The 22,699-nt window shown below is 58.5% G+C and carries 27 protein-coding genes; 13 read left to right on the top strand and 14 right to left on the bottom strand.

Annotation, left to right across the window (positions count from 1 at the left end; genetic code table 11):
- Window positions 1-76: 76 nt before the first annotated feature.
- Window positions 77-757, bottom strand: coding sequence for a chitooligosaccharide deacetylase NodB (gene nodB, locus QEN71_RS42130; protein WP_201661210.1), 681 nt, complete (start codon window positions 755-757; stop codon window positions 77-79).
- A 232-nt stretch (window positions 758-989) separates the two neighbouring features.
- Between nodB and QEN71_RS42135 the strand changes: the two genes are divergently transcribed.
- Window positions 990-1,904 carry a LysR family transcriptional regulator gene (locus QEN71_RS42135; protein WP_201661213.1) on the top strand — a complete coding sequence of 305 codons (915 nt, stop codon included), beginning with the start codon at window positions 990-992 and terminating at the stop codon, window positions 1,902-1,904.
- Here QEN71_RS42135 and QEN71_RS42140 read toward each other — a convergent pair.
- The 6 genes from QEN71_RS42140 to QEN71_RS42165 are packed head-to-tail and all read right to left on the bottom strand — an operon-like array spanning window position 1,872 to window position 4,969.
- Entirely contained in the window at window positions 1,872-3,203 is a 1,332-nt protein-coding gene (locus tag QEN71_RS42140) for an ATP-grasp domain-containing protein (RefSeq protein WP_233472141.1), read from the bottom strand. The genes QEN71_RS42135 and QEN71_RS42140 overlap by 33 nt on opposite strands.
- Before the next feature lie 12 nt (window positions 3,204-3,215).
- Window positions 3,216-3,398 (bottom strand): hypothetical protein, encoded by a 183-nt coding sequence (locus QEN71_RS42145; protein WP_233472142.1) that lies wholly within the window; start codon window positions 3,396-3,398, stop codon window positions 3,216-3,218.
- The gene (locus QEN71_RS42150) at window positions 3,391-3,645 is read right to left on the bottom strand and encodes a hypothetical protein (protein WP_233472143.1); all 255 of its coding nucleotides are present in this window, start codon (window positions 3,643-3,645) and stop codon (window positions 3,391-3,393) included. The genes QEN71_RS42145 and QEN71_RS42150 overlap by 8 nt, the downstream gene beginning before the upstream one ends.
- Before the next feature lie 52 nt (window positions 3,646-3,697).
- Window positions 3,698-3,967, bottom strand: coding sequence for an ATP-grasp domain-containing protein (locus tag QEN71_RS42155; RefSeq protein ID WP_307792598.1), 270 nt, complete (start codon window positions 3,965-3,967; stop codon window positions 3,698-3,700).
- A complete protein-coding gene (locus QEN71_RS42160) occupies window positions 3,951-4,259 on the bottom strand; it encodes a hypothetical protein (protein WP_233472145.1) in 309 nt (102 codons plus the stop codon). Before QEN71_RS42160 ends, QEN71_RS42155 begins: the two co-directional genes overlap by 17 nt.
- Before the next feature lie 11 nt (window positions 4,260-4,270).
- Entirely contained in the window at window positions 4,271-4,969 is a 699-nt protein-coding gene (locus QEN71_RS42165; protein ID WP_201661214.1) for a hypothetical protein, read from the bottom strand.
- Window positions 4,970-5,519: 550 nt separating this feature from the next.
- Here QEN71_RS42165 and QEN71_RS42170 point away from each other — a divergent pair.
- From QEN71_RS42170 to QEN71_RS42205, 8 genes are all read left to right on the top strand, one after another.
- Window positions 5,520-6,416: a LysR family transcriptional regulator gene (locus QEN71_RS42170; RefSeq protein WP_201661217.1), complete on the top strand. Its 897-nt coding sequence runs from the start codon at window positions 5,520-5,522 to the stop codon at window positions 6,414-6,416.
- A 730-nt stretch (window positions 6,417-7,146) separates the two neighbouring features.
- Complete coding sequence (gene nifA / locus QEN71_RS42175) at window positions 7,147-8,790, top strand: nif-specific transcriptional activator NifA (RefSeq protein WP_201661220.1); 1,644 nt, start codon at window positions 7,147-7,149, stop codon at window positions 8,788-8,790.
- Between the two features lie 181 nt (window positions 8,791-8,971).
- Window positions 8,972-10,504 (top strand): nitrogenase iron-molybdenum cofactor biosynthesis protein NifE, encoded by a 1,533-nt coding sequence (gene nifE / locus QEN71_RS42180; protein WP_233472146.1) that lies wholly within the window; start codon window positions 8,972-8,974, stop codon window positions 10,502-10,504.
- Window positions 10,495-11,844 carry a nitrogenase iron-molybdenum cofactor biosynthesis protein NifN gene (nifN, locus tag QEN71_RS42185; RefSeq protein WP_201661223.1) on the top strand — a complete coding sequence of 450 codons (1,350 nt, stop codon included), beginning with the start codon at window positions 10,495-10,497 and terminating at the stop codon, window positions 11,842-11,844. Before nifE ends, nifN begins: the two co-directional genes overlap by 10 nt.
- A 56-nt stretch (window positions 11,845-11,900) precedes the next feature.
- The gene (gene nifX, locus QEN71_RS42190; protein WP_201661226.1) at window positions 11,901-12,317 is read left to right on the top strand and encodes a nitrogen fixation protein NifX; all 417 of its coding nucleotides are present in this window, start codon (window positions 11,901-11,903) and stop codon (window positions 12,315-12,317) included.
- Window positions 12,318-12,388: 71 nt separating this feature from the next.
- Window positions 12,389-12,610, top strand: coding sequence for a CCE_0567 family metalloprotein (locus tag QEN71_RS42195; protein WP_201661229.1), 222 nt, complete (start codon window positions 12,389-12,391; stop codon window positions 12,608-12,610).
- Window positions 12,607-12,909, top strand: a complete 303-nt coding sequence (fdxB, locus tag QEN71_RS42200) for a ferredoxin III, nif-specific (protein WP_201661232.1) — start codon at window positions 12,607-12,609, stop codon at window positions 12,907-12,909. Before QEN71_RS42195 ends, fdxB begins: the two co-directional genes overlap by 4 nt.
- 16 nt (window positions 12,910-12,925) lie before the next feature.
- Window positions 12,926-13,498, top strand: coding sequence for a nitrogen fixation protein NifQ (locus QEN71_RS42205; protein ID WP_201661235.1), 573 nt, complete (start codon window positions 12,926-12,928; stop codon window positions 13,496-13,498).
- Between the two features lie 144 nt (window positions 13,499-13,642).
- Here the strand turns inward: QEN71_RS42205 and QEN71_RS42210 are convergent, their stop codons facing one another.
- From QEN71_RS42210 to nifV, 7 genes are all read right to left on the bottom strand, one after another.
- Window positions 13,643-14,128 (bottom strand): hypothetical protein, encoded by a 486-nt coding sequence (locus QEN71_RS42210; protein WP_201661238.1) that lies wholly within the window; start codon window positions 14,126-14,128, stop codon window positions 13,643-13,645.
- Between the two features lie 73 nt (window positions 14,129-14,201).
- Entirely contained in the window at window positions 14,202-14,501 is a 300-nt protein-coding gene (locus QEN71_RS42215; protein WP_201661241.1) for a ferredoxin family protein, read from the bottom strand.
- On the bottom strand, window positions 14,498-15,808 hold the full coding sequence (locus tag QEN71_RS42220; protein ID WP_201661244.1) for an FAD-dependent monooxygenase: 1,311 nt from the start codon (window positions 15,806-15,808) through the stop codon (window positions 14,498-14,500). Before QEN71_RS42220 ends, QEN71_RS42215 begins: the two co-directional genes overlap by 4 nt.
- Window positions 15,805-16,932: an electron transfer flavoprotein subunit alpha/FixB family protein gene (locus QEN71_RS42225; protein WP_201661247.1), complete on the bottom strand. Its 1,128-nt coding sequence runs from the start codon at window positions 16,930-16,932 to the stop codon at window positions 15,805-15,807. Before QEN71_RS42225 ends, QEN71_RS42220 begins: the two co-directional genes overlap by 4 nt.
- Window positions 16,929-17,777, bottom strand: coding sequence for an electron transfer flavoprotein subunit beta/FixA family protein (locus QEN71_RS42230; RefSeq protein ID WP_201661249.1), 849 nt, complete (start codon window positions 17,775-17,777; stop codon window positions 16,929-16,931). Before QEN71_RS42230 ends, QEN71_RS42225 begins: the two co-directional genes overlap by 4 nt.
- A 14-nt stretch (window positions 17,778-17,791) precedes the next feature.
- Window positions 17,792-18,130 carry a nitrogenase stabilizing/protective protein NifW gene (gene nifW, locus QEN71_RS42235; protein ID WP_201661251.1) on the bottom strand — a complete coding sequence of 113 codons (339 nt, stop codon included), beginning with the start codon at window positions 18,128-18,130 and terminating at the stop codon, window positions 17,792-17,794.
- 42 nt (window positions 18,131-18,172) lie between these two features.
- On the bottom strand, window positions 18,173-19,309 hold the full coding sequence (nifV, locus tag QEN71_RS42240) for a homocitrate synthase (protein ID WP_201661253.1): 1,137 nt from the start codon (window positions 19,307-19,309) through the stop codon (window positions 18,173-18,175).
- A 431-nt stretch (window positions 19,310-19,740) separates the two neighbouring features.
- On the opposite strand from nifV, the gene nifB reads away from it, so the two are divergent.
- From nifB to QEN71_RS42260, 4 genes are all read left to right on the top strand, one after another.
- Window positions 19,741-21,345, top strand: coding sequence for a nitrogenase cofactor biosynthesis protein NifB (gene nifB, locus QEN71_RS42245; protein WP_201661255.1), 1,605 nt, complete (start codon window positions 19,741-19,743; stop codon window positions 21,343-21,345).
- Between the two features lie 66 nt (window positions 21,346-21,411).
- Window positions 21,412-21,606, top strand: a complete 195-nt coding sequence (locus tag QEN71_RS42250) for a 4Fe-4S dicluster domain-containing protein (protein ID WP_201661257.1) — start codon at window positions 21,412-21,414, stop codon at window positions 21,604-21,606.
- Window positions 21,607-21,670: 64 nt separating this feature from the next.
- A complete protein-coding gene (locus tag QEN71_RS42255) occupies window positions 21,671-22,069 on the top strand; it encodes a HesB/IscA family protein (protein WP_201661260.1) in 399 nt (132 codons plus the stop codon).
- A gap of 33 nt (window positions 22,070-22,102) precedes the next feature.
- On the top strand, window positions 22,103-22,543 hold the full coding sequence (locus QEN71_RS42260) for a nitrogen fixation protein NifZ (protein WP_407675480.1): 441 nt from the start codon (window positions 22,103-22,105) through the stop codon (window positions 22,541-22,543).
- The last annotated feature ends 156 nt before the right edge of the window (window positions 22,544-22,699 follow it).

A 22,699-nucleotide genomic window follows, 5' to 3' on the forward strand; every position in this document is an offset into this window, starting at 1 on the left:
CTCTTGTAATGAGCCACACCAGCCTTGATAGATGGTGCCGGTTTTTGCGGCGGCTCATCGGTTCAGTTTGTCCACATCAAGGCAGTGAACTGATTACAAACCTGCGTTCCTTCAAAGCCGGAATCAGGCGCGACAGCGCCGTGACGGTCTGATCGCGCGATGTGGCGCGAGCATCCGGATACGACTCTCCAGGAGGGCTCCCATCGTGGAAAAGGACAATAGAGCCTGGTCGCACGGACGCCAGCACAGCGTGCACAATCGCGTCGACACCGGGGCGAGACCAATCTCGCGGGTCTATCGACCAGTGAAGTGCCGTCAGTCCCGCCTTTGCCGATTCGGCAATTACTGATTCCGTCCATATTCCGTATGGCGCACGCACATACCGCACTGTTGCGGCAGCGCATGTCCGCTTGAATATTGCGTTCGCTTCCAATATCTCACGCCGTGTTTGTTCCGGTTCGCATTTTGAAAGATCCCGATGCGTCATGGTGTGATTGGCGATCTCGTGACCTTCAGCGATGATTCGTTCTATCAACTGTGGATGACTTGCCGCGTAGAGGCCAAGTACGCAGAACGTTGCCGGCACCTTATGCTGCCCCAATACGTCAAGTATCTTGGGCGTCCATACTAAGTCTGGACCGTCATCGAAAGTAAGGTATACCTGACGGGATTGGTGTTGGCGGTCGAAGTTGTCCGGCACTTCGGACACTAACCGAATCGGTTCGGACCCGTCTCGTTGTGGTGTGTCATCCTTCATCTCTAAGTCATAGAATATTCATGGTGGTGCGCAGAAAACGTCGCGGTGGTGAAAATCTGTCTATCACTCACAATTTGGGACTTTACAAAAAACGGTCGATCAGTAATTCGAAGAAAATCTTCATGCGACCTCTTGCAGTTTTAGTCTTGATAGGCGTAACTTTGCGGTACGACAATTAATTTGTACAATCGATTGTTTCGATACGTTGCATCCACACAGCGAATACCTGAACATGCGCTTCAAAGGCCTCGATCTCAATCTTCTCGTTGCGCTGGATGCGCTGATGACGCAACGCAATCTGACTGTCGCGGCGCAGAACATCAATTTGAGTCAACCTGCCATGAGTGCCGCGGTCGGCAGGTTACGAGATTATTTTTCTGACGACCTGTTCGTGATGAGGGGCCGCGAGTTTGTTCCGACAGCTCGGGCGCTGGAGCTCGCAGGCCCGGTTCGGGAAGCTCTGTCGCACATACAGTTTTCGATCATTTCGCGCGACGTCTTCCAACCGGCCAAATCGAATCGCCGTTTTAGGGTCTGCCTTTCTGATTTCATGACACTTGTCTATTTCCAGGATGTCGTAAAACGTGTCGCGCGCGAAGCTCCCTCAGTGAGTTTTGAACTGCTTTTTCCTGACGACGAGCCCGGCGAGTTGCTTCGTCGGGGCGACGCCGATTTTCTGATTTTGCCGGAGCTGTTGCTGGCAGATTCTCACCCCAAAGCGGCGCTCTTCGAGGAGAAGCTCGTATGTGTCGGATGTCCAACAAACAAACAGTTGTCGCGGCGGCTCCCGTTGGAGAAGTACATGTCGATGGGACACGTGACAGTGAGGTTCGGACGGGCGCGCAGGCCCTCGATCGACGAGTTTTTCTTACTCGATCTCGGTCTCAAGAGGCGCGAAGAGGTTGTCGTGCCGACCTTTGATCTGGTTCCATCCATGCTATCGCGTACCAACCGTATAGCAACGATCCCTATGAGGCTGGCAAGGCATTTCGCCGAAGTGGTTCCCCTCCGGATCGTCCAGGTACCACTGCCCCTATCCTCGTTCACTGAATCGATCCAATGGCCTGCGCTGCACAACGCTGACCCTGCAAGCATCTGGATGCGCGAGCTGTTATTACAGGAGGCGCAAAGCCTTGTGGCTGGCTAGTATCGATGGCTTCACGGCGAATTCGGGTCGGGCCAAATTCCTTTTGAAGGTCGCGAGTGTCGCGACCTTCGCGAGGGTGAAGCGAGAATCCCGCAGCGTCGCATGAATTGCCGCGGCGATTTCGTGTTCTGTTCCACCCCGGTAGCGAAAGCGCGCGAGGATCGTATCGTAGCCGCCAGCGCCGTTGAAGACATGATTTTGTTTTGGCAAGACGGTTTCACAGAGCGCCGCGATTCCTTTCGGCGATTGCGCATCGATGAACACCTTGCCGACTGTCTCCGGTAGCATCAGGAATCTGCCGCGCGCGCAACGTCGATGCGGCGAACGCCGCTCGTACTTGCTCCGCGAAACATGCCTTGTCACCTGACCGCTGCGCGAACCACAAGGCGAACAGGTCAATACCGTACAGATCGCGAAACAGGAAAGGGATCTCCCCCGGCCCATGCGCGCACCGATCTCGAGGAAGTACAGAGCGTCGGGGCCTCGAATGATCTCAAGATGGAACGGTCCATTGACCAGCGCGAGCGCGCGGAGGCTGGGATCTGCAAACGCGAGCAGTGCATCATTCAGCGGCCCGGGATCAAGCATTACGGAGCCGAGGGGTTTGCCCCGCGCGAACTCGAGGCAAGTGTTGATATAGCGTGATGCGCGCGCGATCACAAATGCACGGTCAACGACGAAGCCGTCAACGTGGTAAATCGTTCCTTCGATGTACTCCTCGCATTCGCACTCAACGAGCGGTAGAGTGGGCAACAGTGCATTGAACTGCGCCTCCGTGTCGACCCGCCGTACACCTACGCTTGCGGCACCGGTGCGCGGCTTTGCGATGAGCGGAAAACGCGTTGTATTGATCGGCTCCGCATCGGGAGAGGTCAGATTTTCCAGCGCTGCGAAGCGCGGCACACGCAGGCCGGCTGCCGCAATGGCGTGCTTCATGACCGCTTTGTCATGAAACCGGACGACTGCATCAGGCAGATCACCAGGGATACTGAACGAATTGTGGAGCCGCGCGGCCGCCATCAGTTCGAATTCGGACAGCGCGACGAGCCTGTCGATGCCGTCTAGTGCCGAGCGGCAGGCGCGCACGGCCGCGTGCAGCGCATCTTCATCGTCGAACTCGGATAGCTGCTCAATGTGAGCGATGCGCGACGCGCGCAGTGCTGCCGCGGCGTTTGGCGTGCAGACGTATGCCACGTCATGCACGGCATGGTCGATATAGCGATGGTAGGCCGCGAAGTCGTCGGACCAACGATTAAGCATAACGATGCGTCCGATGTTGGAAGACAGGCTGATTGTCATGTCGAAAGGTTTTCACATATCGTCAAGGGTGCGATTAAACCTAAGAGCGCTTTGCGCCTCGGCGAGACGTGAATCAGGCGTCGGGCGATCGGCAGCGGTAAACAGCACATGTCCGGCGCGGCCGCGAAAATCCATCAGTTGTGGCACGGCACCGCCGATAGGTCGATGGACCTCGATCTCCTCGAAGCTAGGCATTGCGCGCAGCCGTTCGACCGCGGCGGCGCTGGCGAAGCGGCCCCTTATAGGCGGGAGGATAGCCGGGCGCCGGATAGGTGTCGCCGAGATGGCTGCGTATCATCACTTCCGGCAACGAGAGTGACTTGCTGAGTTCAACCAGACGGTAGATGCGGTACCCTCCGAGCCGCGCGGCGATCTCGATGAGCGCCGGACAGTCGCGTGTGATGCGGGCTTCCGCATGGAAGACTCCGAGTGTAAGGCCCATTCGTGCTGTATGTCTTCGACGTATGCGACCAGCGCCGCTCGGTGCTCTGGCTTCAGCGTGCTTCAACCGTGTGTGCCATCTCGACGAAATACGGCTCGGCGCTCAGCAGCTTTTCGGTTACAGCGACAACACGCGGCCCGCGCCCGTCGATGTAACCTTCAATGCTATACTCCGGACCCTTGAGATCTTGCTCAAGCAGCAAAATGTTGCCAATCTTGCGGCCCATGTCTACAACGCCTTGGTGTGGGGCGTGCTCGACCGCGAACTGCAGCTCGGCAAGCGAGTTGACGCGCGTCACCAGTTGGCTACCGCAGCCGTCCACAGGCTTGAAAATGGGGGAGACCGAGCCGGGCCGCCGCTTGCGCGGCTACGCCGACTGTATATTTGAACCCCGGGACAATTGCGTCGACGCGCATGGCACGCGCCGTTGCGGCGACGGCGTCTGGGGAAGCGGTGTCGACCACGGTGAAAGATGCCGCGGCGTTGCGAAGTGCAGGCACAACGACGCGCTCGTTGTTGGCCGAAAACACATGCGGGGCGACACCGAGGCGCGCAGCAGCGGTGATAAGCGACGCGTCCGACGACGCCGGTTCGATTACGATGACGGCGGTCACGCGGATGCGCCTTATGGGGCAACCGGTTCAGCTTGAGGCACTGTTGTCACAAGTAGTTCGTCGAAGTATTCGCGGATCAGTTCGACGAAATGGCACAGATAGGTCTCCGCTTTTTCCGTCCCGCCCCAGTTGTCGATTGCCCGCTGCAGAGCGACCCACATCCGCTCATTGTGATCGCGCGATTCGTCATAGTGGATGTGGCCGAGCGAACCCCTCACATAGTCGTGTCCGAAGGCGCGCGCCGCAGCTTCAGTGATGACTTTGTTGTAGCGATCCGAATACCATTCGACAAACCAATTCCACACCATCGTCGGCAGCGGCCCGTCGCGGCCGATGCTCAGATAGAGGTAGCCAATCAATTTGTCGGTGCTGTGAAAGGGCGCGGTGCGATCGACGTCGGCTGCGGATAGGCCGAATTTCTCGATGTCACGTAAGAATAGTCCATCGTGCCCGTATTCCTCTGCGAGGTATCGCGCGAGAAACTGCGCGAGCACTTTGTCGCTGTAGCTGATTTTGTAAAGTGCGAGTGCGTCGACTTCGTTGTTGAGCCGGATTCGTAACACGGTTTCGACGAGATGCCGGCGATAGTATTCACTGTCGATCCAATCTCCACGATGGAACGCAGCTGTTTCCGGCGAAGTGGCAAAAATCTGCTTCATCGCCTGCTCAGCGACTTTCTCTAGATGAACGCGATCGTTGCTTGTTGACATATAACCTCCAAGTAAAATAGAAAAACAAGAACGGAGAAAACAGCGCTGTAGCCACTCTTTATTCACTGGCTGGAAGAGCAAAAGACACCGGGTGATTTTCGGGCAAGGCAATATGTACGTCGGGACTTATGAGGCTTTTCTCTCCGGAGTTGCGCAGGCCGCAGTCGTTGTGTGGTGAGACGCAAGACTTTCAAATGCTTCTCAATGACGTTTGATTAGATTAGAACGGACTTGCTCGGGTCTTCCTGCTAGTAGCTCGGCAACACGCAGAACTCCTTCAGATTTGCGGCGCATATCCGCAGCCACGTTGTGCGAATCGCGCGGTATGCCCAAATGAATGGCAATGGTGCAGTCCTTGGCAACACCTACGGGCGGGCGTGGGAGCGCACATCGGCGCGATTGGGCCTGAGCCCGAAGTGGTCGCCCTCGACTTGTTTTGCGTTCAAATTCTCGCTAGCGCATGTTCTCTGCGTGAGTGACGAAAGGATATTAACCCCAGGTGCATGCGTGGTATAAGCTGATAATCTTTATGTCTGCATGAGGGAAATTGATGATTCGCGATCTCGACAGCGCGCTGCTGCGTACGTTCGTGACGGTGATTGAGGCCGGCAGCGTGAGCAACGCTGCAATGGTACTTCATCGCACCCAGGCTGCCGTCAGCATGGCGCTTCGTCGTCTTGAAGACGAAGTTGGCCAACGCCTGCTCGAACGTTCGCCGCGCGGCGTGAAGCCGACCTCGGCGGGCAGTGTGCTGCTACCGTACGCGCACAAGTTGCTCGAAATTGGGCTTGCCGCCCGCTCCGCACTCAATGCAGGCGACGTTTCAGGTACCGTCAGGATTGGCATTCTGGAAGACGTCGCAATGAGTCACCTCCGTCATGCACTCAGGCAGTTCTCGGCATCGTTTCCCGACGTCGCACTGGAGATCGTCGTCGACGCCAGCCCTGCGTTATCGCAGCGGCTCGCAAGCAACGCGCTGGATTTTGCGATTGGCGATCCTGCGCTGATTCACGTCGAGCCGCTCGTTACCTGGCGGCATCCGCTTCGCTGGGCCGTCGCACGCACACGAAACGCTGACCTGCGAGGTGGGCCCCTGCCTATCGTTGCATTCGGCGGAGCATGTCGATGGCAGGAGAACTTCTTTGCGACATTGCTTGACGCCGGCATCGCGTGGCGCGTCGCGTGCACGAGCACCAGTTTGTCCGCAATCCAGTCGGCCGTTGAGGCCGGGCTTGGTATTGCCCTGCTTCTCGATTGGCATGTGCGGCGCGATACGATGCGGGCAATCGATCCGTGTTCTGTCGGGCTGCCTATACCACCTGTCGCGGAGTTCGGCCTGTTTAGTCCCGCGAATGCACACGACAGCACGTCCGCAGCAGCGGCTCTGCAGCGCTTCCTCTTTCGCGCGTTGCAATTGGGATCCACAGACGACGGCGCGCTCAACTAAGGGCGTACCGGCTTCCGGCGGGCTGCGTCGGACGGGGTGAGCTTTCGACGCATCAGAACTCGCGGTATATGCGGGAGACAAATGCGCCGGGCTGCCACCGTCCAGGCGCAAGGGGAATCTCTGGGGGGACGGCGATATTCCAGCAAGTCGGTGAATGAAGCTTGACAAATGTCATTGAAAAATCTAGAAGGACATGCAATCAGATTTCCTTCCCTCAAGCAGGTCGTTCTTGTTATTGGTGCATTCGAACAGTAAGCGGATGCTCGATTGATCGATTCATACGCTCAAGGCCGAATGCCTGCCGGGCGCAGTGCTTGAGAGATGACCTGTTGCAGAAGAGATGAGCGAGGCGAGGCGTAGTTCTCGTAACATGGCGCCACACTCGTATGTCGCGTTCCGGCTAGACGCGGCCCCCGTCCGTTTGTATCGAGCTTCGGTGCAAGTTAATAAGCAAGACTCGTAAGTTGCCCGATGCTGAAGATGACGTTAATTTGTAGTAAAACCTCCAATTTTTTCCGTTAGTATCCTAGGCGCGCATACGGGCACGTTGTTGTAGTTGTCGCCCCTATTCGATATCGCAGTTGCGACTTTGTCCGTTTTGTCGGCGTCGTCGACACGCGCTTAGTTGTGGCGTGCAAATTTGTCATCGCCGACGCGAGCACAGTATCGACTTTTTTGTCGAGCCGTGTTGCCGGCGGCGCTTGGCGCGCTAGCGCCGGAGTTCAAATCCATGCCGCATTTTCATGTCAACGAGAGAGCTCGAGATTTCGATGTAGTGTACGAAGTAGTAAAGACGCTAGTCTCGTCCCGTGATGCCGAGCGGACGTTGGACAGGTCACTGCGTTATCTGTCATATGCGCTCGGATGGCGCTCCGCGTTCATCGCCGTCAGGGAACCGAATGGACATCTGTGCAGTTTGTGCAGCACTGGGCTGTCAGAGGGGTGGCGCGACAGTGCGCGATTCTTGTCTGGAGAAGGGATCGTAGGACGGTTGCACTCGAGCGACGCGGCAGTGGTTGTGCCTGAGCTGAATGAAGAACCGCTTTTGGCGGACGACATCGGAGCCTTCGGTGTATCGGAAGGTGAACATGTCGCTCTGCTCGGGACTCCGATCCGGCACGAAGGGCGGCCGCTCGGCGTGCTTGTGGCTTTTTGCGAGAATGCGGACGGCAAGCGCTCTTTCGGCGATGACCTTCATCTTATGAAGATTGTAGCGGCGCCGATGGCACAGGCGCTGCTGCTTCATCGTCGCGAGAAGGCCATGCACGACGGCGCAGAGCCGGCCAGGCACCCGCGTAAGGAAACCATTCGTGCATATCAGCTCGATAACACGATCGGTGCGTCGGCGGCGATGCAGCAGGTATTCGCGCAGGTCCATCAAGTGGCGCCGGCTAGAACGACGGTGCTGTTGCGGGGCGAGAGTGGTACGGGCAAGGAATTGATCGCGCGTTCAATCTGGCGTCTATCCCCGCGCAAGGAGCAGCCATTCATCGCGGTGAATTGTGCGGCGCTCACGGAAACGCTGCTCGAAAGCGAGTTATTCGGCCATGAGAAGGGCGCGTTCACTGGGGCGCAATCTCAACGCAAGGGGCGTTTCGAGCTAGCGCACGGTGGGACACTTTTTCTTGACGAAATCGGCGATATCTCTTCGTCCTTCCAGGCGAAGCTCTTGCGCGTTTTGCAAGAGCGGGAGTTCGAACGGGTAGGTGGCGCGACGCCGGTAAGAGTTGACGTAAGGCTGATTGTTGCGACGAATCGCAATCTGGAACGAATGGTGAGGGACGGGGAGTTTCGCGCGGATCTGTATTACCGCATCAACGTGGTAAGTATTCTTTTGCCGCCGCTGCGCGAGCGTCGCCAAGACATTCCGGCGATGGCACAGTATTTCCTCGATCGTTTCAACCGCGACAACGGTCGCTTACTGCGCTTCAGCGACGAAGCATTGCGCGTGCTGTCGAACTGTTACTGGCCCGGCAACGTGCGCGAACTCGAGAACTGTGTTGAGCGCACTGCGACGATGACCCACCATGACATCATAGATCGCCTTTCCTTCCTCTGCGAGATCGACCAGTGCCTGACAAAGGTATTGCATCACATCGAGCGTGAAGATGCTGTGCGTCCCGGTCCCTCGTCGAACCTTGTTGCGAGCGAAGCGCCGAACGCGGTGGCAAGTGGCCACGCCGCCGATCTTAACGGCGGCCGGTTCGATGTCCGTGGCGGCGACGGCAGGCCGGAGGGCGAGCGTGAGCGGCTCGTCTGGGCAATGGAGCGTTGTGGGTGGGTGCAGGCGAAAGCAGCCCGGCTCCTCGGCATCACGCCGCGGCAAATTGGCTACGCGCTGCGCAAGCACGAGATCGAGGTACGTCGCTTCTAGACACGAGGCCCGTAAGTACATCTGCATTGTCGTGCAATGTCGCAATCCTTTCAACTCTGTCGGAATGACGGCGATGACGACAATTCCTGTCCCTGCAAGCGCCGTAATGGCGCCGCATGCGCTCCACATCGATGGTATGCAACTTGCGTTTCGTCGTGGACCTCAATTGTCAGGAGTCGCGATGTTGTTCAAGACGAGCACTGCCGTAGTGTTCGACGAGCCAGGTTGCTCGAAGAACCAGGCCAAGAGCGAGAAGGAGCGAAAGCAGGGCTGCGCGAAACAGGCCTCACCGGGGACGGCGGCTGGCGGGTGCGCGTTCGACGGCGCGAAGATCGCATTGCAGCCGGTTGTTGACGTTGCTCACCTCGTTCACGGCCCGATCGCATGCGAGGGGAACTCCTGGGATAACAGGCATGCGGCATCTTCCGGGTCGACGCTCTACCGCACAGGCTTCACGACTGACCTCAATGAACTCGATGTGATCTATGGGGGCGAGAGGCGGCTCTTCAGTAGTGTGCGCGAGATCATAGAAAAGTACGATCCGCCCGCCGTGTTCGTATATCAGACGTGCGTGACCGCGCTCATCGGCGACGACATAGAAGCGGTTTGCAAACACGCATCCGAAAAGTTCGGGAAGCCCGTTATACCGGTGAATGCTCCCGGCTTCGCCGGATCGAAAAACGCGGGAAACAAACTTGGGGGCGAGGCGCTTCTCGATTACGTGATTGGCACTCGTGAACCGGCGTATACGACGCCTTGGGACATTAATATCATCGGCGAATATAACCTGTCGGGTGAATTGTGGCAGACGAAGCCGCTCTTCGATGCACTCGGTATCCGTATATTGTCCTGCATTTCCGGCGATGGCCGGTACAGTGAGATAGCGACTGCGCACCGCGCGAAGGTCAATATGGTGGTGTGCTCGAAGTCGATGATCAACGTCGCGACAAGGATGCGGCAGCGCTACGGCATTCCGTACTTTGAGGGCTCGTTTTACGGAATCGGCGATATGAGCGATGCGCTACGCCGGCTCGCGAAGCTGCTGGTGCAGCAGGGCGCGCCTGAGAATCTGCTTGCGCGTACCGAGCGGTTGATTGCGGCAGAAGAGGCACGTGCTTGGGCTCGCATTGCTCCGTACCGCGAGCAACTCGATGGCAAGCGGGTGTTGCTGATCACGGGCGGTGTGAAGTCGTGGTCGGTTGTGGCGGCATTGCAGGAGGCGGGGCTTGAGATCGTCGGCACGAGTGTTAAGAAGAGCACGGAGGGCGACAAGGACCGGATCAAAGAGATCATGGGAGACGACGCGCGCATGGTCGAGAATATGACGGCACGGGAGATGTACGCGATGCTCTGCGAGGCGAAAGCCGACATCATGCTGTCTGGTGGGCGCTCGCAGTATGTCGCGCTGAAGGCGCGCACGCCATGGCTCGACGTCAACCAGGAACGCCATCATCCATACGCCGGGTATGAGGGCATCGTCGCGCTAGTGCGCGAAATCGACCGCGCGATCCATAACCCGGTCTGGGATCTGGTGCGTATTCCGGCGCCGTGGGATGACGAGGGTGAGAACGTCAGTGCTGGTCTGCCGCAGTTCGCGGAGGACAGGACGCCAGAGTTGCCGCATGAAAGCGTGCAGGGTTGCGCGACTGGGGGTTTGTCCGGGCGTCACACCTTGAGCGCAGCGCGGAGCACGGAGCGAACATCATGGCTGTAGTCGTTGAGTCAAAGAAAGCCTGCACGGTCAATCCGCTGAAAACGAGCCAACCGCTGGGCGCGAGCTATGCGGCCATGGGACTCGACGCGTGCATGCCGGTGATGCACGGCTCGCAAGGCTGCACGTCGTTCGGCCTCGTGCTGCTGGTGCGCCATTTCAGAGAGGCAATTCCGCTGCAGACAACAGCGATGAATGAAGTTACCACTATTCTCGGCGGATATGAAAACGTCGAGACAGCGCTGCTAAACATCCGTAGGCGCGCGGCGCCAAAAATCATCGTGCTCTGCTCGACTGGGCTCACCGAGACGAACGGGGAAGACATCGTGGGCCATCTCGCGATGGTGCGCAGTCGCAAGCCCGAACTGAACGACACTGAGCTCGTCTACGTTTCGACGCCGGATTATGTTGGCGCCTTTGAGGATGGATACAGGCATGCTCTTACCGCGATCGTGAAGACGCTGGTCAAGCCGCTGCCTACTGTACACCGACAGGTCAATCTGCTACCCGGTTGTCATCTATCGCCTGGCGATATTGACGAATTGCGAGAGATCGTCAGCGCATTCGGGCTAAACCCGATCATACTCCCCGACGTCTCGCGTTCGCTCGACGGCCATCTTTCGCCTGTCTGGCGCGGTACAACGCTAGGCGGAACTACGCTCGATCAGATCCGGATGGCGGGTGGTTCGGCCTTTACGATCGGAGTTGGCGAACAAACCCGTGAAGGTGCGCAGACGCTCGAGTCGATAGCTGGGACGCCGTTCGAAATTTTCGAGCGGCTCACCGGGCTCGAACCCAATGACCGGTTCTTGCAGCGCCTCGCGCAACTGTCGGGGCAGGCCGTTCCGGCAAAGTACCGCCGGCAGCGCAGCCAACTGGTCGATGCGATGCTCGACGGCCATTTTTACACCGGCGGTATCAAGGCGGCCTTGGGTGCGGAACCTGATTTGCTGCTCGCAATCGGTTCCCTGCTACAGGAAATGGGCGCGGATCTGTCGGTCTGCGTCAGCACGACCACATCGGCGTCGCATGCGCTACTGCCGGCGAGCACGGTGGTGCTGGGTGACCTGGAAGACATGGAGCGAGCCGCGACCGCGTGCGATCTGCTCATTACTCATTCGCACGGCAGGCAGATGGCCGCACGCCTTGACAAGCCACTCATGCGCGTAGGCTTTCCCGTGTTTGACCGCATCGGTAACGCACATCGTTGCCAGATCGGCTATCGAGGCACAATGAACCTTATCTTCGAAATCACAAATCTGCTGATCGAACAGATTGTACACCGCCATCCAGCCGACTGGGTGTTGCCGCCATCGCCGCCGCCGCAGCAGTCCCGGCTATGAAATGACGGTGCTGGTGATTAAAGCCAGCACCATGAAAATCACTAGGAATCCATCGCATGAAAATTGCATTTGCCACACAGGATAAGGTGCATGTCGACGCGCACTTCGGGTCGGCGAAGAACATCGTTACGTACGATGTAACGGCCGACAGCCATACGTTCGTGGAAGCCTTTTATTTTGGTGACAATCTGGTCGAGGACGGCGACGAGGACAAGCTCACGCAGAAGCTTGAAGTGATCCAGGGCTGTGCGATTCTGTACGTCGCGGCTATCGGCGGTTCGGGCGCGGCACGCGTGGTTGCGCTGAAAGTCCATCCGGTAAAAGTTTCGCAGCCCGAGTCGATCGAGGACATCCTGATCAAACTGACGGACGTCCTGAAGGGCACGCCGCCACCGTGGTTGCGCAAGGCGCTCACCAAAAATGCTGGCAGGTCATACGATATTGCAGAGGATGACGAGATACTTTATCGCTAACTCAATCACTGACACGATTGCCGCGCTGGCGTCCCCGCGACGCCCGAAGTGGTTCGTGTGAGAGGGAAGACATGATGAATGACCCGCGAGAACTTAAGGCGCGCCTGAAAAAGCTCAATGCGTTGGCAATGCAAGCCAAGATGGATCTGCATGACCTGTCGGAGGAACTGCCGACCGGTTGGGAGCAGATCCTGATGGTCGCCCAGCGCTGTCACGACGCGCACGCCGCGCTGATGGACGCGCGCAAAACCGTAGCGGCGGTTCCGGGTGAACCGCCCCGGGGGCTGACATGAACGGTACCTTCAGCGTGAAGCTACCCGGTGGAAAAATCTGGACTCCGGCATTTGTCTGCTCGCTCGACGAGCAAAAATGCATTGGCTGCGGGCGATGCTTTCGAGTCTGTTCTCAAGGTGTCCTTCAACTCGTTGGTGTAAGCGAGGACGGCGCGCTCATTCCGTTCGATGACGATGATGAAGACGAGTACCAAAAGAAGGTCATGACAATTGCGCACCCGCAGTTGTGTATCGGCTGCACGGCGTGCGCGAAGATCTGTCCGAAAAAGTGCTACAGGCACGTCCCGGCGCAGATTTGAGCGGGAGAGTATCACTATGGATTTCCATGCGACGCTGATGCTCCACGCGATAAACCCTAACGACTGCACGGTCCTTGCACTTGCTGGAGTGCTTTCAGCGGCGTTCGAGGAAGCCGGCGTGCGCATACTGCCTATCTGCGGACTCAATGCCGACGAGACCAGCTGGCTACTTGCACGGTGGTTCCCAGGCGCGGACGGCGCATTATCGCTGCCACAGGGCGCATCGGCTGTGACCATCCCACAGCGTGGCTCGCGAAACGACGAGGTCGAAGACCTCATAGCCTTGTTCAAGGCGCATGCTGATCCGCGCGCAGGGACAACCAGCGAAGTCCATTGTATTTCCCATGCCCTAGCCTGCGCCTGTGTGCGGGACAAACACCTCTGGCAGGACTTGCGCCTTCGTTCGCGGCATGAATTGTCGGCGCTGCTCGGCTACTGGTTTCCACGGCTTGCTGAGAAAAACGTCCACGGCATGAAGTGGAAAAAATTCCTCCATAAGCAACTGTGCGAGCGAGAGGCCTTGTCTATTTGCAAGGCCCCGTACTGCAGCGACTGCGCGGATTTTGTGGATTGCTTCGGACCGGAATGAAGATTCTGGCTGCCCGAATGAGCATGCGCCTGCGGGGAAGGTGCACGATGACTGTCAGGTCCGACACTGAAACTCGAACGCCCCAGAAACTCACACGTAGTTTCTCGGTAGCCGTGCCGAGGATGTACTGCCAGTCAGAGGCAATTATCGTGATCCGGGCTGTTTCAGCAAAGCTTCCACGACATCGAACCCGACGCTATCGGTAGGGTCAAGCTTGCGTAGCTTGGCGATCAGCTTCAGTGCAACGGCGCGGTTGCCGCGCCGCACGCTGATGAACGCCAGTGCCTTGAGCGTGAATAGCCAGAAGCGGCTAGGACCGGGAATGGTGAAGTCCGCATCGCCCGGTTGTACCGCACACCAGTTGCTGTCGATCGACGCTTGTCGGGCGGCGACCACCAAGGCCTTGGTCGCGACCTCCTGCGCCTCGCCAAGTTCACCGCGGTTTGCATGGAACTTATACAGAAGATAGTAGGGGGGAAGGCAGCGCGGGTACGTCAGAACCGCAGTCCATAGCGCGGCGGCCACATCCTCATCGTCGCCGCCGCGAGCCGTATCCATCAGCTGTAGCACGGCTGCGGGGACGTTGCCGCCAAAGAGGTTGGTCGATTCGATACCGGTAATGAGGTTCATTAACTTGCTCCGATGATGGTGCTCCCCCGCCTTTCGTGAAGTTCGGGAGCCGATTTGATTAAGATGTGTTTCTCTACCCGAATTTGAACAGGATGCCATGCCCGCCACGTGGGTACGCCCATTCGAGGTTGTGGTGTTCTGTGCATAGAATGCGGCAACTGCCGCATTCTAGGCAGCCGTCGGTAATTAGCATGACCGAGCCGTTGTTCTCCTCCCGATAGCAGGACGCAGGGCATACGAAGGTGCAGCTTTTGTCGGCACAGTCGTTGGTGCAGACGTCAACATTTTTGATATGGACGTGCGGCCGGCCTACGTCCACGCGGTAGCGGTTCTGAAACAGCTTTTCCTCAATATTGACATCGACCGCTTTCATCGGAAGGCCCTCCAGAATTTGTACGCGTCGCCGACGAGCCCGGTCAGGGAGCGGCTTTCGCGGAAACTGGACATAACCTCGTGCTTTTTGGTCTTCTTGTCGATGCCATCCACGGTCATCATGGTACGGGCCGCCTTGGCGACAAGATCAGGGTATGTCGTAAAGAACTGTGGATTGCGGTGTAGGATTTTCGGCATGTCGCGGTATCTGTATAAGTCTTTCATCACGAAGCTGTCGTCGAGGGCGTCTTTATACGTGGCTAGTGCGTTAGCGCGGTAGCCACGGCCAACCGCTTTTGCGGCGATGGCGGTTTCGGCAGCGAGGCGCCCTGTTGTCATGGCGAGATTGCAACCTTCGCGATGCGCGGCATTGACGAAGCCGCCTGAGTCACCGACGATCATCCAGCCATTGCCGTACAATTGCGGTATCGCATGGAAGCCTCCTTCGGGAATCAGGTGAGCGCAGTACTCCTTCATCTCGCCCCCTACGATGAGCGGCACGATTGACGGATGACGCTTCATTCTTTCGAGCAGCACATACGGGCTTACGCGGTTCGAGTTCTTTTTGAAGTCACTCAGCATGCAACCGACCCCAATGGTCAGGGACTCTTTGTTGGTGTAGAGGAACCCCGTTCCCGCCATGCCTTCGGTGATCCGGCCAACCATCTCGATCACGACGCCTTCTTCATCGCCGATGTTAAAGCGCTGGCGAATGGTCTCCTCTGGCATGAAGAGAATTTCCTTCACAGCCAGCGCGACGTTGCTCGCCTCGATTTCGCCGTGAAAGCCCGCCTTGCGTGCGAGCGTTGAATTGACCCCGTCAGCGAGAATCACAATGTCCGCGTAGACCTCGCCCTGCTCCCGATCGCATTGCACGCCGACCACCTGGTCTCCATCCATGATCAGGTGATTCACCGTGGTCTCGCAGATCAGTAATGCGCCGGCCTCGCGCACCTTCGATGAGAACCACTTGTCGAACTGCGCACGGATGATCGTGTAGCGGTTGTACGGTGGCTTGTTGTAGTCGTCGCTACGCACGTGCGTGCCCACGAAGGAAGTATCGTCGAGCATCCACATGCGCTGCTCGATGATGTGGCGCTCGAGCGGAGCGTGATCACGAAAGTCCGGAATGATCTGTTCCAGCGCGTTTGCGTAGAGAATCGCGCCTTGAACGTTTTTGCTGCCAGGATATTCGCCGCGCTCGATCTGAAGCACCTCCAGTCCGCCCTTGGCCATCACGTAAGCTGCGGCGTTGCCAGACGGTCCGGCACCAACGACGATCGCATCGAATCGTGAAGTATTTTTCATCGTGCTCTCCTTTTGCTACGCATCTGCTTCAGTTTCAGATGGTCATTGCACGCGTACGTGAGCGCCGGCAGCAGTTGAAGCGCGTCCGCGACGATGCCATAGTGCGCGTAGTCGAAAATCGGAGCGTTCGGGTCGGTGTTGATCGCGACGATGAGATCAGAACTCTCCATGCCGACGCGGTGCTGGATCGCGCCCGAGATGCCCGCAGCGATGTAAAGTTTCGGCCGCACGGTTTTGCCTGTCTGCCCGACTTGCCGATCGGCCTCCACCCAGCCCGCCTGCACGCACGGACGGGTTGCTCCAACTTCGCCGCCGAGCACGCGTGCCAGATCGAACAGGAGCCGGAAATTCTCCGGGTTCTTTAGCCCCTTGCCGCCGCTAACTATGACGTCCGCGTAGGGCAGGTTGACCTGATTACCTTTGTCATCGGCGACGAAGTCGAGCAATTTGGTCACAATGTCGGCCTCAACGATCCCAAGCGCCTCCTTCACGATCTCGCCGCCGCGCCCCGTTTGTGCCTGCGGCATCGCCATGACCCGCGGGCGCACCGTCGCCATCTGCGGGCGGTATGCGAGCGTCATGATCGTACAAAGTAGCGAGCCGCCGAAAGTCGGCCGCGTGGCCGCCAGCGCGCGCGAGCCTGGATCAATCTTTAACTCGGTGCAGTCGGCGGTGAGGCCGGTCGAGAGCGTCGTTGCGACAGAGCCGGCGAGATCTCGGCCCATTGAGGTTGCACCGAGCAGCAGGATTTCAGGGCGGTACTTGTTGACCAGATCGGTCAGTCCTTTTGTGAACGGCTCGTTGCGGTAACCGAGCAATACCGGATCGTGAATCACGTATGCCTTGTCGGCGCCGAAACTAAACGCCTGGGTGGCAAACTGTTCAAGTGGCTCGTCCTTACCGCCGAGCGCCGCCACGGCGACGTCGCTGCCGAGTTTGTCTGCGAGCTTGCGCGCCTCACCGAGCAGTTCCCACGACACGCTATGTACGTGACCCCGATCGTGCTCAAGAAAGACCCAGACACCCTGATAGGCTTTCAGGTGCCCCGGCAGATCGAGGTTACGGCCTCCGGCCGGTTTGGCTGGCACGGCCGGCTTCTTGTTTGAGGGAGCGGGCGAGTTCATGAGTCCCTCTTCATCAGCACGTCCGCCTCTAGAGTCGGATGGCGAGTGAATATCTTATGCATCAGTTTCAACGACACATCGCCGAGGCTGGACGCGTCGAGTTCGAGCATTTCAGCCGTTTCAGCGCGCGGCGTCGGGCCGAACACTTTGCTGACCACGGTCGGTGAACCTTTCAGCCCGATCTTGTTCGCGTCCTCAATGCCGGCCTGTTCGCGGTTCCACTTGCGCACGGGGAAGCCTGCCGCGTGAATCATGGCGGGCAGTGTTGCGAAGCGCAGTTCGTTAGTGTTCTCAAGCATCGTCACAAGACATGGCAATGCAGTTTTGAGTACCTGCACGCCGCCTTCGGCACGACGCTCGACGACGATCGTGCGCGTGTCGACGTCGATCTCGACGATCCTGGACACATAGGTGAGTAACTGGGCGCCGAGGCGCTTGGCAATGCCGGGGCCGACCTGAGCGGTGTCGCCGTCGATCGTCTGTTTGCCAGTGAAGACGATGTCCACCGCCTGTTCTGTTGCGATCTGCCTGATCGCGGCGGCAAGCGCATACGATGTTGCGAGCGTATCGGCGCCAGCGAACGCACGATCGGTGACGAGCACGGCGTCGTCGGCGCCGTAGCTGATGCATTTACGGAGCGCTTCCTCAGCCTGTGGCGGTCCCATGCAGAGCATCGTGACTGCGCCGCCAAAGCGATCCTTTATCCGCAACGCTTCCTCCAGCGAGAACAGATCGTACGGGTTCACGATTGCCGGCACGCCTTGGCGCATGATCGTGTTGTTGACTGGGTGAACCCGGATCTGCGCCGAATCCGGGACCTGCTTGATGCAGACGACAATATGCATTGAGGGACTCCGGGTCAGGCGGCGTCGCGGGTGGGCAACGACGCGCGCACCTTGTCAAGGGGGACGAGCCTCCGTCCGTCAGCTTCCTGGAAAACTTTGAATACCTTCTGCTCCGCAGGCGTGGACACAACAAAGTCGTTGTAAGCCTTCTGGAGCAGAGTTCGGTAGACGTTGAGCACGCCCGTCGCGTTGTCCCGCGGCAGTTCTTTCTGTTGCTCGATGTACTGGAAGAAGCGCTTGAGGATGTGCAAGCGGCTCACGTTCACCACCTTTTCATCAAATGCGATCTCGAAGAATCGCATGAAATCCTCGATCGATGAGAGGTGATACAGTTGCTCGGTAGCTCTTTGCATGTCGTTGCTCCTATTGGACTGGTTTGGCCGCGATGAGCACACTCATGACGCCTCCACTCGCGTGCCGCGAACTTGGGTCAGGATGCGATGCAGATCCTTTGCGCTGGGCGCCTGTTTGTGCTGCATGGCGAAAGAACGAATGCGCGCAAGCAGCGGCGGGATGAGTCGCTCAGCGACCCTCACGCCTAAAGCGTTGTAGGCGTCGCGCACACTTTGAGATCCAGAATGTTTCCCGAGAATCATCGACCGTTGCCGGCCGAGCTCAGCTGGGTCGAATCCTTCGTAGGTGGTGGGATGCTTGGCGATGCCGTCGGTGTGTATGCTCGATTCGTGACTAAAGACACCTCGACCGACGATGCTCTTGTTGAACGAAATGGTACGGCCTGACGCCTGTTCTACCAAGGAGGAAATGTCGAGCAGCGCTCGCGTGTCGACGCCTGTGTCGCGTCCTAGTAGATGCCGCACGCCCATCACGATTTCTTCCAGCGCCGCATTGCCGGCCCGCTCACCCAAGCCGTTGACAGTGGTGTTCGCGTGGGTGGCGCCGGCCTCAAGAGCGGCGAGTGTGTTAGCTGTGGCAAGCCCGAGGTCATTGTGTGCATGAATTTCGATCTCAAGATCAACAGCACTGCGCAGCGCTGCAATGGCGTGGAAGGTCTTAAAGGGATCCAGCACACCCACGGTATCCGCAAACCGCACACGCTGCGCTCCATATCGCTGCGCGCAGCAAGCGACTTCTATGAGGAACGAGGGGTCCGCGCGCGAAGCGTCCTCCATGCCAAGAGAAATCTTAGGGTGATTTTTCGCTGCCTCCTCGACGACGCGTGCTATCTGCGCTAGTACCCAGCCGCGCGACTGACGCAGCTTATACTGCAAATGAATGTCCGAAACCGGGATCGAGAGATGAACGATATCAGCGCGGCAGCGCAATGCGGCAGCGAGATCCCCATCGGTGAGGCGGCCCCAAACCATCAGACTGGCGTCGAGCTTAAGATCGACAATGGCCTCGATGCACGCGATTTCGTCTTCGCCGATTGCCGGAATTCCGATTTCCAGTTCGGCCACGCCAGCGCGCGAAAGTGATGCGGCGATCGCGCATTTTTCCTCGGGGCGAAACGCGACACCGGCGGCCTGCTCCCCGTCGCGGAGGGTCGTGTCGTTGATTATCGGTTTGAGCATGTCTACGGCCTATTGAATAGTCGCCGATGGCCTTGCAAGGCTTGTGCCAGACAAGCATCACCGGTGACAGAGTGCTTTGCGGGGCATTTCAACCGGCTATTCGTGTCGCCTATGTCCTTTTCCTGACAGTGCTGACCTTCATCAGGCGACTACGAGTGGATTGAGCGCCGCACCGGCTATTATAATAATTCGGTATACGAAGTAACGTGTGCGAACAAAACATCGCAATTGTGACATCTGTCGCAAAAGCGACAGATTAGTCGGGTTTGTCGAGTTTGAATGCCGGCGCAAGCCCGAGAAGCCTGATCGGCCCTATCACCGTTGTCCGACTAACTCCAAGATTGAACGAGACCCGAAGCGAATCGCGTTCGAGTGGCACGGATTTCGCTCTGGCTTAGCGCACGACCGCCGTCGGTTGCGAGGAGATATCCATGGAAGATAGCGCGAACCACAGCATGCTGCCCTCAACTGCCTGTATTAGCATCGGGGAGATAACGCGCTTGGGGTCCACCGTGGAAGCGCTCGCTTCCTCGGGCGGCGGTTGTTGTCCACGCAGCGGTGGCGATGGTCAGTCTGGCCGTGGTTCGTCAGGCATAGTCGATGACCTGCCGACAGAGGTGTGGGAAAAGATAAAGAATCACCCCTGTTATTCAGAAGAGGCGCATCGTCATTACGCGCGGATGCATGTGGCGGTGGCCCCGGCGTGCAACATTCAGTGCAACTACTGCAATCGCAAATATGACTGTTCGAACGAGTCCCGGCCTGGCGTCGTGTCAGAGAAGCTGACGCCGGAGCAGGCGGTAAAAAAGGTAGTGGCCGTCGCCGGCCGGATCCCGCAGCTGACCGTGCTTGGCATTGCGGGTCCCGGCGATTCGCTGGCTGATGCGAAAAAGACTTTCGACACCTTCCGTATGCTTCGCGAGCGGACTCCGGACATCGGGCTATGCTTGTCGACGAATGGACTCGCGTTGCCGGACCTTGTCGACGAGATTTGCGAGCACAAGATTGACCACGTAACCATCACCATTAACATGGTCGATCCCGTCATCGGCGAAAAGATATATCCGTGGATTTTCTGGGGCCACCGACGACTCACGGGTAAAGAGGCCGCGCGCATCTTGCACGAGCGGCAAATGCGAGGACTCGAGATGCTGACTGCGCGTGGCGTACTTACGAAGATCAACTCGGTGTTGATTCCAGGCATCAACGACGAACACCTTATCGAGGTAAATCGCGAGGTAAAGAGGCGCGGTGCCTTTCTGCACAACATCATGCCGCTGATCTCCCAGCCAGAGCATGGCACGTATTTCGGCCTGCGCGGACAGCGTGGTCCGACTGCGCGTGAGCTTAAGGCCGTGCAGGAGGCGTGCATGGGCGGCACGAACCTGATGCGCCATTGCCGGCAGTGTCGTGCCGACGCGGTGGGGCTTCTCGGCGAGGATCGCCGCGAGGAGTTCACGCTCGCCAGGATCGACCACATGGAAGTCGACTATGACCTCGACGGTCGCCGCGAGTTTCAGCGACGCCTGGGAGCCGAGGTCGATATGCAGCGCGGTGCGAAACAAGAGGCGCTCGCCTTCGCGCAGGCGAGCGCGGTGCAGGGCGACAGGACGGTTTTGATTGCCGTCGCGACGAAGGGGCGCGGCCGGGTGAACGCGCATTTCGGGCATGTCTCCGAATTCCAGATTTTCGAGGTTGGCGCTGCCGGAGCGTTCTTCGTCGGCCACCGCCGTGTGGACCTTTATTGCCAAGGCGGCTATGGCGACGACGAGGGCCTGCCGCGGCTCACGCGCGCGATCAGCGATTGTCATGCTGTCTTGGTTGCAAAGATCGGCGCGTGTCCGCGCAAGGAACTATCGCGCGCGGGCGTCGAGCCCGTGGACCAGTATGCGGGCGAATTCATCGAAAAGGCGGCGCTTGCGTGGTTCGCCGACTATTGCAGCCGTGTAGCCGCTGGCATGATCGTGCATGCGGAACGTGGCGAGGCCACAATCCCGCCGGGGGCGTTGGCTGCGACCGCAGATGCAGCTGCTTGAGCGGCAGGTGGATAGTCATGCCTGTCTGACCGGGCGTACACCGATCATCATTGCAAGGAGTGTCGCATGGCCCTGAAGATCATTGCGTCAACGTGTACCGGCTGCTCCGCCTGCGAGCCGCAGTGTGCCAATGTCGCCATCTGTGAGAAAAACGGTGTCTTTGCAATCGATCCGAAGAAATGCACGGAGTGCGACGGACAGTTCGATACTCCGCAATGCGTGGCGGTGTGCCCCGTGGACGGATGCATCGTTCCGGCCTAGCCCGTTTCCCCGCGCGTCGCGCCACCTGCGTCTAACAACTGCTCACTTTGACAGAATCGAAATCATGCTGCCCAACCTTACCGTTACACCCGCTGCCGAAAAGTTCATGCGCCGTGTTGTGCGCTTTTCCGGCTTGCCATCTGGTGCGGGATTTCGTCTGCTGGTGAACTCTGGTGGATGCTCCGGATACGATGCCGGATTCAGTGCCGTAACCGGGGCGCAGCTAGGCGACGAGGCGATGGAGATCAATGGTCTGCGTCTTTTCCTGCCCGCAGAAAGCCGCCTGCTGCTGGACGGTGTGACGATCGACTTCGTCGACACACCTGACCGGTCGGGTTTCGCGTTTATGAAGGACAATTCGGGACCTGGTGTTGCCGCCAGCGAAGGCGAACCCGGTGTCAGGCGCGTTGAAGTGGGTGCGATCGGACACGGGCGTCCCTTGTTGCCGCCGCCGGCATCGTGAAGTGCACACCTTGGCCTTTCGCAGGAGCAAATGATGGGTGACTTGCAAAACGAGGACGCCATCGAGGTCACGTGTGCGCCATCGTTCAGCATTGGCGAGCGTGTGATCGCGCGCTCGGTAATTCGCAACGATGGCACCTATGCCGGCAAGAATATGGGCGAGCTTCTCGTGAGCAAGGGCGACACAGGCTATGTCACCCGGATCGACATGTTCCTGCAACGGTTTTACATCTATGCGGTTCATTTCGTTGAAACCGATCGCAAGGTCGGCATGCGCGCGAAGGAACTGTGCACGCTCGATTATCTTCCTGATCACGTGCTCGCATGTCTGGGCGAGCGGGCCACGGTTCTGAGCTCGATTGACCAGATACTGCCGACTCCGACCCCGGCGGATGGGCGAAGCCTTTGGCACACGGGTACTAGGGCAATGCATCGGACAATCGAGTTGCGAGCTAGCCCTATTCATGAGGCATGAGCGTGGTCGTACTGCACGAAAGCTACAACGACGGCGGATATCGCGACCGGGCGAAGGTAAGTGTCTCCTGAGGGCAGGCTCCCTCGGCGAGATCGTCGACGTCGGGTAGGTGGTTAAGAACGGCGCGCCGATGTGCCTCTCTTTGACGGCTTTGGG

Origin of the sequence: Paraburkholderia sabiae (assembly GCF_030412785.1) — a bacterium.
Taxonomy (GTDB): Bacteria; Pseudomonadota; Gammaproteobacteria; order Burkholderiales; family Burkholderiaceae; genus Paraburkholderia; species Paraburkholderia sabiae.